At 61.6% G+C, this 10427-nt stretch carries 10 protein-coding genes; 4 read left to right on the forward strand and 6 right to left on the reverse strand.

The window, feature by feature from the left end:
- Positions 1 to 39 precede the first annotated feature (39 nt).
- Positions 40 to 576 (forward strand): hypothetical protein, encoded by a 537-nt coding sequence (locus KGB27_RS22665; RefSeq protein ID WP_008044130.1) that lies wholly within the window; start codon positions 40 to 42, stop codon positions 574 to 576.
- A gap of 631 nt (positions 577 to 1207) precedes the next feature.
- Here the strand turns inward: KGB27_RS22665 and paaK are convergent.
- The 6 genes from paaK to paaF form a co-directional block, all read right to left on the reverse strand.
- The gene (gene paaK / locus KGB27_RS22670; RefSeq protein ID WP_008025272.1) at positions 1208 to 2533 is read right to left on the reverse strand and encodes a phenylacetate--CoA ligase PaaK; all 1326 of its coding nucleotides are present in this window, start codon (positions 2531 to 2533) and stop codon (positions 1208 to 1210) included.
- Positions 2534 to 2632: 99 nt separating this feature from the next.
- Entirely contained in the window at positions 2633 to 3844 is a 1212-nt protein-coding gene (pcaF, locus tag KGB27_RS22675) for a 3-oxoadipyl-CoA thiolase (RefSeq protein WP_192228902.1), read from the reverse strand.
- Positions 3837 to 4286 carry a hydroxyphenylacetyl-CoA thioesterase PaaI gene (gene paaI, locus KGB27_RS22680; protein WP_008025274.1) on the reverse strand — a complete coding sequence of 150 codons (450 nt, stop codon included), beginning with the start codon at positions 4284 to 4286 and terminating at the stop codon, positions 3837 to 3839. The genes pcaF and paaI overlap by 8 nt, the downstream gene beginning before the upstream one ends.
- Positions 4279 to 5796 (reverse strand): 3-hydroxyacyl-CoA dehydrogenase PaaH, encoded by a 1518-nt coding sequence (gene paaH, locus KGB27_RS22685; RefSeq protein ID WP_223556444.1) that lies wholly within the window; start codon positions 5794 to 5796, stop codon positions 4279 to 4281. Before paaH ends, paaI begins: the two co-directional genes overlap by 8 nt.
- 3 nt (positions 5797 to 5799) lie before the next feature.
- The gene (gene paaG, locus KGB27_RS22690; RefSeq protein WP_008038297.1) at positions 5800 to 6591 is read right to left on the reverse strand and encodes a 2-(1,2-epoxy-1,2-dihydrophenyl)acetyl-CoA isomerase PaaG; all 792 of its coding nucleotides are present in this window, start codon (positions 6589 to 6591) and stop codon (positions 5800 to 5802) included.
- A 50-nt stretch (positions 6592 to 6641) separates the two neighbouring features.
- Positions 6642 to 7415, reverse strand: coding sequence for a 2,3-dehydroadipyl-CoA hydratase PaaF (gene paaF / locus KGB27_RS22695; RefSeq protein ID WP_223556446.1), 774 nt, complete (start codon positions 7413 to 7415; stop codon positions 6642 to 6644).
- Positions 7416 to 7774: 359 nt separating this feature from the next.
- Here paaF and paaY point away from each other — a divergent pair, with 359 nt between their 5' ends.
- The 3 genes from paaY to feaR all read left to right on the forward strand — a co-directional run bounded on the left by paaY (position 7775) and on the right by feaR (position 10400).
- Positions 7775 to 8371, forward strand: coding sequence for a phenylacetic acid degradation protein PaaY (gene paaY, locus KGB27_RS22700; protein ID WP_192228906.1), 597 nt, complete (start codon positions 7775 to 7777; stop codon positions 8369 to 8371).
- Positions 8372 to 8475: 104 nt separating this feature from the next.
- On the forward strand, positions 8476 to 9399 hold the full coding sequence (gene paaX, locus KGB27_RS22705; RefSeq protein ID WP_008038300.1) for a phenylacetic acid degradation operon negative regulatory protein PaaX: 924 nt from the start codon (positions 8476 to 8478) through the stop codon (positions 9397 to 9399).
- A gap of 86 nt (positions 9400 to 9485) precedes the next feature.
- Positions 9486 to 10400, forward strand: a complete 915-nt coding sequence (gene feaR / locus KGB27_RS22710) for a transcriptional regulator FeaR (protein ID WP_008038301.1) — start codon at positions 9486 to 9488, stop codon at positions 10398 to 10400.
- Positions 10401 to 10427: the final 27 nt, after the last annotated feature.

The following is a 10427-nucleotide window of genomic DNA, read 5'->3' on the forward strand; positions in this document are numbered from 1 at the left end:
GGCGACTCGTCGTCGGTGACGGAATTTCAAGGAGTGGGCATGCAGGATTTCACCTTCGGTAAGGTCAGGATTCATTTTCACATCGAGCATGGGGTGGTGATCAGCAATACGCCGAGCCGTCGTGTGGTATGGATCAGAACGAAGGGAGGCGATGAGCTCCGTCTGGAATATGCTTTTGAAGATTTCCATTTACGCAAAGGTCATGAGGTTTACGTGATCTACGCCGGAAGTTCACACAAGGAAGACATGTACCCCGTGCTTCTGCGCAATCACAATCTTTCCCTCAGTTTCGACTTGGAATCGAGTGATTTTCTCTACCAGGAATTGATCCCGACTATGCGCGCCAACGGGTGGATTTTGGCGGTTCTGTTGATCCCGTGGCCTTTCATCTTTTTTCTGTCCGGCCAGTGGTGGGGAGGGATCGTGCTGCCGATGATCTATTTAATGACAGTGGGAAAGTTCGACGACAAGCGCAAAGCACGACTGGTGCCTGAGCTGGATAACCACATCTACATGCTGGACAGGCGCGCCACTGCCAGACGCGTCGTCACAAGAGCGCTCTCGCGTAATCTCTGACTCGTTCGTTGTGGTTCACATGACCCTGTAGGAGCTGGCTTGTCGGGTCGCCGCATCGCAGCGATGGTCGTCAACGATGACGCGGGTTGTCTGGATGAACGCGGTGTCTGGACGCTTTTCGCCGGCAAGCCGGCTCCTACAGGGAATCCCATACGCTTTTGATTTCCACCACTCATCAGGCCGAGCGTTAGCTCGCCTTCAGCTCTTGATCTGAGCGCCCCCTCGAGAGGCCGAGTGGAGGTTCTGCGCAGTGGGCAACCCGGCATGGATGCCGGGTTAGCCGCCCCCGGCCATGGATGGCCGATGGCGGCGGGCCCACGGAGCAGGACCGGAGCGAGGGAATGCCGAGCCTAGGCGAGGCACCGAACGAAAGGGGCAAGAGCCCTTGGTTACTTGGGGCTCTTCCAAGTGACTCGCCGTAAGGGCGAAACCATTAGCGGCCGTTACCGCAGGAATGGATATGTACACCCTCATATAGCCATCGCCGGCAAGCCGGCTCCTACAAGGACCGTGTACATCCGCGAGAGTCGGGCTGCCTATAAACCCTTCGCGAGCAGGCTCGCTCCCACAGGATTCGTGCGCGCACACCAAAAAAAAGCCCCGCAAAAGCGGGGCTTAAAGGGTGCAGCAGTCATGCTTTCGGGCGCTTGTCCATCACGTGACAAGCCTTGCCCTCAGAGCGCTTGATCGAATGCAGAGGCTGCAAAACAATCCGCGAACTGATCCCGATATACGTCTTGATGTGCTTGCTCAACTCGCCACAAACAGCCCTCTGCTGCTCATCGCTCAAGTGCTGGTGTTCAGCCTTCAACTCGACATGCACATCCACGCTGTCCAGGTTCCCGTTGCGATACAGATGAATCTCATAACACTCTGAAAGCTGTTTGATTTTCAGCACCTGCTCCTCGATCTGCGTCGGAAACACGTTAACCCCGCGAATGATCAACATGTCATCGCTACGCCCGGTGATCTTGTCGATCCGCCGCATCGGCCGCGCAGTCCCTGGCAGCAGGCGCGTCAGGTCGCGGGTGCGGTAGCGGATCATCGGCAAGGCTTCCTTGCTCAGGGACGTGAACACCAGCTCGCCCATCTGCCCGTCCGGCAGCACTTCACCGGTAACCGGGTCGATGATTTCCGGGTAGAAGTGGTCTTCCCAGATCGTCGGGCCATCCTTGGTTTCGGCGCATTCCATGGCGACGCCCGGCCCCATGATTTCCGAGAGGCCGTAGATGTCCAGCGCGGTGATGCCCAAACGGTTCTCGATGGCGCTGCGCAGTTCGCCGGTCCACGGCTCGGCACCGAAGATGCCCAGGCGCAGGGCCAGTTTGTGCGGGTCGATGCCCTGGCGCTCGATTTCATCGGCGATGTTGAGCATGTACGACGGCGTGACCATGATGATGTCCGGCTGGAAATCCTTGATCAGTTGCACTTGCTTTTCAGTCTGGCCGCCGGACATCGGAATCACCGTGCAACCCAGGCGTTCGGCACCGTAGTGCGCGCCGAGACCGCCGGTGAACAGGCCGTAGCCATAGGAAATGTGCACTTTGTCGCCACGTCGGCCACCGGCTGCGCGGATCGAGCGAGCGACCACGTTGGCCCAGGTGTCGATGTCGTTCTGCGTGTAACCGACGACGGTCGGTTTGCCGGTGGTGCCGCTGGATGCGTGCAGGCGCACCACGTCCTGCATCGGCACGGCAAACATGCCGTAGGGGTAGTTGTCGCGCAGGTCGGATTTGGTGGTGAACGGAAACTTCGCCAGGTCTTCCAGGGACTTGATGTCATCCGGGTGCACGCCCAGTGCATCAAAGCGCTGACGGTACAGCGGTACGTTTTTGTAGGCGTGGTTGAGGCTCCAGCGCAGGCGTTCCAGCTGGTGCTGACGGAGTTCGTCAATGCTGGCGGTTTCCAGCGGGTCCAGCACGGGATCAAGCACGGCTTTGGCAATTGGCATGTTCATAACTTCACTCGAATTATTTTTGTGTTTCAGCCCGGCCGCAGCCGGGCTTTGAGTGCATGCCCCAAGGATACCTCTAGGCTCCCCGGGAATCGCGATTCTTTAGTCGGACAAGCGCTCAATGATCAGCGCAATGCCCTGGCCGACGCCGATGCACATGGTGCACAACGCGTAGCGGCCCTGACGTTCTTCCAGTTCGTGCAGGGCGGTGGTCACCAGCCGCGCGCCGCTCATGCCCAATGGGTGGCCGAGGGCGATGGCGCCGCCATTCGGGTTGACCCGCGGGTCGGTGTCGCTCAAACCCAGTTCTCGCAACACCGCCAGGCCTTGCGCGGCGAAGGCTTCATTGAGTTCGATCACGTCCATGTCGGCGAGGCTCAGGTTGGCCAGTTCCAGCACTTTGCGCGTCGCTGGCACCGGGCCGATGCCCATGATGCGAGGCTCGACGCCGGCAGTGGCCATGGCCACAACCCGGCCGCGAGCCTTCAGGCCGTGGCGTTTGGCGACCGCCGGGCTGGCCAGCAACAGCGCGCAAGCGCCGTCATTGACCCCGGAGGCATTGCCGGCGGTGACGCTGCCGCCTTCGCGAAACGGTGTGCCGAGCTTCTGCAACTGCTCAAGCGTGGTGTCGCCGCGGGGGTGTTCGTCATGCTCGACGACTTTGGCCGGGCCTTTGCGCTGCGGGATTTCCACCGCGACGATTTCCTTGGCCAGACGCCCACTGGCCTGGGCCGCGCCGGCACGCTGCTGGCTGCGCAGGGCAAAGGCGTCCTGGTCGGCGCGGGAGATGTTGAACTGCTCGGCGACGTTCTCGGCGGTTTCCGGCATCGAGTCGATGCCGTAGGTTTTTTTCATCAGCGGATTGACGAAGCGCCAGCCGATGGTGGTGTCGTAGACCTGCGCATCCCGGGAGAAGGCCTGTTCGGCCTTGCCCATGACCAACGGCGCGCGGGACATCGATTCGACGCCGCCGACCAGCATCAGCCCGGCTTCGCCGCAACGAATTGCCCGCGCTGCGGTGCCGATGGCATCCAGCCCGGAACCGCACAAACGGTTGAGCGTGGTCCCCGGCACGCTGACCGGCAAGCCGGCCAGCAGCGCCGACATGCGCGCGACGTTGCGGTTGTCTTCGCCGGCCTGGTTGGCACAGCCGTAGATCACATCATCCACGGCATTCCAGTTGACCTGCGGGTGGCGGCGCAGCAGTTCGCGCAACGGCACTGCACCGAGGTCGTCGGCGCGTACGCTGCTCAAGGCACCGGCGTAGCGGCCGATTGGGGTCCGCACGGCGTCGATGATCAAGGCGTCATTCATTCGGGGTCTCCTGCGCGAGCACAGCGCCGCGCACTTTGTAGGATTTGCCATGGAACAGCGCGATCAGCTGGCCCAGTTGGTTTTCAATGCGCACGTCGTAGTTGCCGGTGCGACCGGAGCGGCTCTGCTCGGTGCAATCGGCGGTCAAGGTGTCGCCCAGGCGTGCCGGGGCGATGTAGTCGATGCTGCAACCGATGGCCACGGTGGCTTCGTTGTAGCTGTTGCAGGCAAAGGCAAACGCCGAGTCGGCGAGGGCGAACAGGTAACCGCCGTGGCAAGTGCCGTGGCCCTGAATCATGTCGGCGCGCACGCTCATGCCGACGCGGGCGCAGCCCGGTGCCGCCGAAAGCAGACGCATGCCCATGGCCTGGCTCGCGGCATCGCGCTTGAACATCGTTTGCGCGCAGTTGCTGGCCAGGTTCATTGCTTCGTGATTAGTCATGGAACGTCCTCCCTTCAGCGACGCGACGGCGCAACAGCAGCGACGGTCGATAGCGTTGTTCGCCGTAGCTCGTTTGCAGGTTTTCCAGCACGTTGAGGATGTGCGCGAGGCCAATGGCGTCGGCCCAGGCCAGCGGGCCTTGCGGGTAATTGACGCCGGCGCGCATCGCCAGATCGATGTCGGCGGCCGAGGCCACGCCTTGCAGCACGGCGTCGGCGGCTTCGTTGGCGAGCATCGCCACCGTGCGCAACACTGCGAGCGCGGGGCTGTCGCTGAGTTGGCTGACGGTGAATCCAGCGCGTTGCAGCAGTGCGACGCCGTGTTCGAGTGCCGAAGGGGAGATGTCTGCCGAGCAACTGATGGCGATGCGGCTGGCCTTGCCGTAGTCGAAGGCCAGGTCCAGCAGGATCAGATTGCGCAGCCCGTCTTCTTTCGCCCGCTGACAGGCCATACGCCCGTCGCTAAGCGCCAGCACGGCATCGCCGACTTTCAACAGGCCTTGGCCATCGCGCTGAATGACGTTGATCTGATGTTCGCGCAGACGCGCAATCAACGCGTTGGCGATGCCGAGATCACCTTCCACGACGCAGGTTTCAACCGGGTGATCGCTGCTGATAGAGGTCGGCTGTGGTCGCTCGGAGCCTTCCGCATAACGGTAGAAGCCATGGCCGCTTTTGCGACCCAGGCGCCCGGCGTCGACCAATTCCTTCTGAATCAGCGAAGGCAGGAAACGTGTGTCCCCGTAATAGGCATCAAACACCGAGCAGGTCACGGCATAGTTGACGTCATGGCCGATCAGGTCGGTCAGCTCGAAGGCGCCCATCGCAAAACCACCGGCCTCGCGCATCAGCGCATCCAGCGTCGGGCAATCCGCCGCGCCTTCCTGCAGCAGGCGCAGGCTTTCGGCGTAGAACGGGCGGGCGACGCGGTTGACGATAAAGCCCGGTGTCGAGCGGGTGTGTACGGGTTTTTTGCCCCAGGCTTTGGCGGTGTCGTACAGGCACTCGGCCAACGCCGGATCGCTGGCCAGCCCGGAAACGATTTCCACCAGCGCCATGACCGGCGCCGGGTTGAAGAAGTGCAAGCCGAGCAAGCGTTGCGGATGGTTCAACTGTGCGGCGATGCTGGTGATCGACAGCGACGAGGTGTTGCTCGCCAGAATGCAGTGCTCACCGCAGATGCCTTCCAGTTGGCGAAAGAGTGCGCGTTTGACCTCAAGGTTTTCAACGATGGCTTCGATGATCAGCTCGCACTCGGCCAGCGCTTCGATGGCTTCCACGGCGTGCAGGCGCGCAATCGTTGCGCTACGCGACTCGGCGGACAGTTTGCCGTTCTCGACCCGTTTGCCCAGTTGTCGATCAATGCCTTCAATGGCCTGGGCCGCAGCGCCGGGGCGATTGTCCAGCAGCAACACCGGATGACCGGCCTGCGCCGCGACCTGGGCAATGCCTGCGCCCATGGCCCCGGCGCCGATCACCGCGATGCGCGCGTTAGTGTTCAGTGCGGTCATGACTCAGCGCCCCTTGAAGCTTGGGCTGCGTTTTTCCATGAAAGCGCTGACGCCTTCACGGTAATCCTCGCTGCGCCCGGCCAGGCGTTGCAGGTCTTTTTCCAGCTCCAGTTGTTCGTCGAAGGTGTTGCTCAGGCTGGCGTTGAGGCTGCGCTTGATCAGCGCCAGGCCGTACGTCGGTTGCGTGGCCAGATGGCGGGCGAGGGTCAGGGCTTCATTGCGCAATTCGGCGTCATCCACCACGCGGTAGATCAGCCCCCATTGTTCGGCTTGCTCGGCGCTCAGGCGATTACCGAGCAAGGCCAGCGCCTTGGCGCGGGCCATGCCGACCAGGCGCGGCAAGGTCCAGGTGCCGCCGGAATCCGGGATCAAACCGATCTTGCAGAAGGCCTGGATGAAACTCGCCGAACGCGCTGCCAATACCAGATCGCAAGCCAGTGGAATGTTGGCGCCGGCGCCGGCCGCCACGCCGTTGACCGCGCAGATCACCGGCAGCGGCAGGTCGCGCAACTGGCGGATCAGCGGGTTGTAGAACTTCTCGATGGACTCGCCCAGATCCGGCACGGCGCTGCCCGGCGCGACATTGCGGTCGCTGAGGTCTTGCCCGGCGCAGAATCCGCGACCTTCACCGGTCAGCAGCAGTACGCGCACGTCCGGGTTCTGCCGAACCTGCTTGAGCGCTTCCTTCACTTCGCCGTGCATCTGGGTGTTGAAGCTGTTGAGTTGGTCCGGGCGATTGAGGCTCAGCAGGGCAACGCCGGCCTCGATGGAAAACAGGATGTGTTCGAAGTTCATGGTCTTGGCGTTCTCTGGGAGGTCGTTCGAATGCGTTATCGGTGGCCGGATTACTGGCCAGTGAAGGTCGGCGTGCGCTTTTGCTGAAAGGCCGCGATGCCTTCGTCACGGTCGCGGGTGCCGGCCAGCACGGTGAAGGCGTGGCGCTCGAAACGCAGGCCGCTGGCGAGGTCGGTGTCCATCGCCTTGAGCAGCGCTTCCTTGGCCAGGCGCACCGCCAGCGGTGCTTTCGTGGCAATGCTGCGGGCGATCTGCAGCGCACGCTCGACGGTGAATTCCGGTTGGGTGACTTCGCTGACCAGCCCGGCGCGCTGGGCCTGGCGGGCGTCGATCGGCTCGCCGGTCAGGACCATCTGCATGGCCATGGATTTGCCGACGGCGCGCAGCAAACGTTGAGTGCCGCCGGCGCCGGGCATGATTCCGAGGTTGATTTCCGGCTGGCCGAAACGTGCGTCCTCGCCGGCGATGATGATGTCGGCGTGCATCGCCAGTTCACAGCCACCGCCGAGGGCGAAGCCGTTGACGGCGGCGATCAGCGGTTTGTTGAAGCGGGTGATGGTTTGCCACGACGCCTGGCGCGGGTCGTCGAGGATGCCGACCAGATTGCGCTCGGCCATTTCCTTGATGTCGGCACCGGCCGCGAAGGCTTTGCGGCTGCCGGTCAGGACCACGACGCGGGTCTCGGCATCGGCTTGCGCGGCCGTCAGTTCGTCCGCCAGTTCACCCAGCAATTGGGTGGTCAGGGCATTCAACGCTTGCGGACGCTGCAAGGTAATCAGGCGGACGCCCGGTTCGTGGAATTCGACAGCAAGGGTCAGAGGCATGGCGGATGCCCTCACGGTGCACGCTCGGCTGTAATGCCGGCTCATTATTGGATCGGCGCGTAGGCCGGTTTTGCCGGAGTATACCTATAACGTGATACGTAAATGCAATACAAAAATAGATTTAATGTGTCCTATCGTCGGGTTTGTGGTTTTATGGTTGTGGTTTGAATGGCTTTGATCAAGCGCTGGATGCGCCTGTTTTATTGGTTTTAGCCGGGGTTTTTTCGTCTAAATAGACACGGCGGGCCAGTGGCTTTGTAAGTGATACGGTTTTTGTGCTTTGTTAATGTAAAAGTGATGTGATACAAAATGAGTCTGCATCGGCATCGCTTTGTGAATGCTCTATAAGGAAACGCCCCATGACCTGCTACAGCCTCGATGGCCTGACTCCGGTGGTTGACCCCAGCGCTTACGTTCATCCGTCCGCCGTGCTGATCGGCGACGTGATCATCGGTCCCCATTGCTACGTCGGTCCGCTGGCGAGTCTGCGCGGTGACTTCGGCCGGATCGTGCTGGAGGAGGGCGCCAATCTGCAGGACACCTGCGTGATGCACGGTTTCCCGGACAGCGACACCGTGGTCGAGCGCAACGGCCACATCGGCCATGGCGCGGTGCTGCACGGCTGCCGGATTGGCGCCGACGCGTTGGTGGGGATGAATGCGGTGGTGATGGACAATGCGCGCATCGGTGCTCGCTCATTCGTCTCGGCGGCGGCCTTCGTCAAGGCCGGTTTCGAAGGCCCCGAGCAGTCGCTGATCATGGGCGCGCCGGCCAGCGTCAAGCGCAGCCTCAGCGATGAAGAGGTGTCGTGGAAGCAGGCGGGCACTCGCGAGTATCAGCAACTGGCCAAGCGTTGCCTGGAGCAGATGCAAGTCTGCGAGCCGCTGACCGAACCGGAGCCCGACCGCCCGCGTATCAGCGACAGCGGCCTGCGGCCAAAAGGCAGTTCTTCATGAACACGCAACCCCCTGTAGGAGCCAGCAAGCTGGCTCCTACAGGATTTGCAATTAACCGGCGGACATTCGGTATATTCCTTTTCTTTTTTCAGCTCGGTACGCCCATGTCGTCCCTGACACCCTTGAACCATCTGATTACCCGCTTCCAGGAGCAGACGCCGATCCGCGCCAGTTCCTTGATCATCACGCTGTACGGGGATGCCATCGAACCCCACGGCGGCACGGTGTGGCTGGGCAGCCTGATTCAGTTGCTCGAGCCCATCGGCATCAACGAACGGCTGATCCGCACCTCGATTTTTCGCCTGACCAAGGAAGGCTGGCTGACCGCCGAAAAAGTCGGGCGTCGCAGCTACTACAGCCTGACCGGTGCCGGTCGTCGGCGTTTCGACAAAGCTTTCAAGCGGGTCTACAGCTCCACCGTTCCGGCCTGGGACGGTTCGTGGTGCCTGGTGATGCTCACGCAACTGACCCAGGACAAGCGCAAACAAGTGCGCGAAGAACTGGAGTGGCAAGGTTTTGGTGCGATCTCGCCCGCCGTGCTGGCCTGCCCGCGCAGTGATCGGGCCGACGTCAACGCGACCTTGCTCGACCTGGGTGCCCAGGAAGACACCATCGTCTTCGAAACCACCGCACAAGACGTGCTTGCCTCAAAGGCCCTGCGTTTGCAGGTGCGCGAGAGCTGGAACATCGAGGAGCTGGCGGCCCATTACAGCGAGTTCATCCAGCTGTTCCGACCGCTCTGGCAAGCGCTTCGCGAGCAGGAAAACCTGCAACCGTCGGACTGCTTCCTGGCACGGGTCCTGCTTATTCACGAGTACCGCAAACTGCTGCTGCGTGACCCGCAATTGCCGGACGAGTTGTTGCCCGGCGATTGGGAAGGACGCGCCGCCCGCCAGTTGTGCCGCAACATTTACCGGCTGATCTACGCCAAGGCCGAAGAGTGGTTGAACAATGCACTGGAAACCGCCGATGGTCCGTTGCCGGACGTGGGCGAAAGCTTTTATCGGCGCTTTGGCGGGCTTAAGTAACCCGTCTGTTTCCGTAGGAGCGGCACTGTTCAGGAGAACCCGTGGATTGGCGTAGATAATAAAAACAAGCCTGCGTGAGGCCCGACATGATTTCTTCAATTGCACAGCGCCGTGATGGCTTCGATCAGTGGATTCATCAGATCAACCAGATCTGTGGCGCCTTCAATGCGCAACCTCTGGGCGATGAGTTTGCCGGACAGATCCGCGAGCACCAGGACGGCGCGCTGAAGCTCAGTTTTGTCGATGCCCGCCAGGCACGGCTGTACCGCACGCCTCACGAAGTGGCGGCGGGCGAGGACGGTAAATACTTTGCGGTGTTTCAGCTCGATGGCAGCGCCGGCATGGCTCAGGGCGACAGCAAGGTGTTGCTGTCGGCCGGGGATATCACGCTGATCGACGCCTCGCGCCCCAGCGACTTTACCTACAGTGAAAACTCCCGGCAGCTGTCATTGATTCTGCCGTCGCAACTGGTCGAGCAAACCCTGCGCTTCAATCCGGTCCAGTGCGGTCACCGGATCGCCGCGACATCCCCCATCGCGATGCTCTCGCACCGTTTGATTCTGGACGCCACGCACCAGCAATGCCTGAGCCGGGCAGAAAGCGAAGCGACGTTGGAGGCGATTGTCAGCCTGCTGCGTCCGGCCATCAGCCACAGCGAAGCATGCGCAGACGTGCATGAGCGCCTCTTTCGCAAGACCCTGGGCTTCATCGATGAGCACATCCGCTCGGAAGACCTCTGCCCCGAATGGCTGGCGCGCGAGGTGGGAATGTCGACGCGTGGTTTGTACCGGATGTTTGCCAAGAAGGGATTGGTGGTGGCGCGGTACATCAAGAATCGGCGGCTGGATTTGTGCGCGGAGTCCCTGCGCCAAACGCGTACCGAGCAGAAGTTGTCGGTGCTGGGGTATTCGTGGGGCTTTTCCGATTCGAGCTACTTTTCCACCGCGTTCAAATCGCGCTTCGGCATTTCGCCCGGTGAGTACCGCAAAAAACACGCCTGACCGAATTGCTTTTGTAGGAGCCCGGCT

Source organism: Pseudomonas sp. BF-R-01, assembly GCF_019946615.1.
GTDB lineage: Bacteria > Pseudomonadota > Gammaproteobacteria > Pseudomonadales > Pseudomonadaceae > Aquipseudomonas > Aquipseudomonas migulae.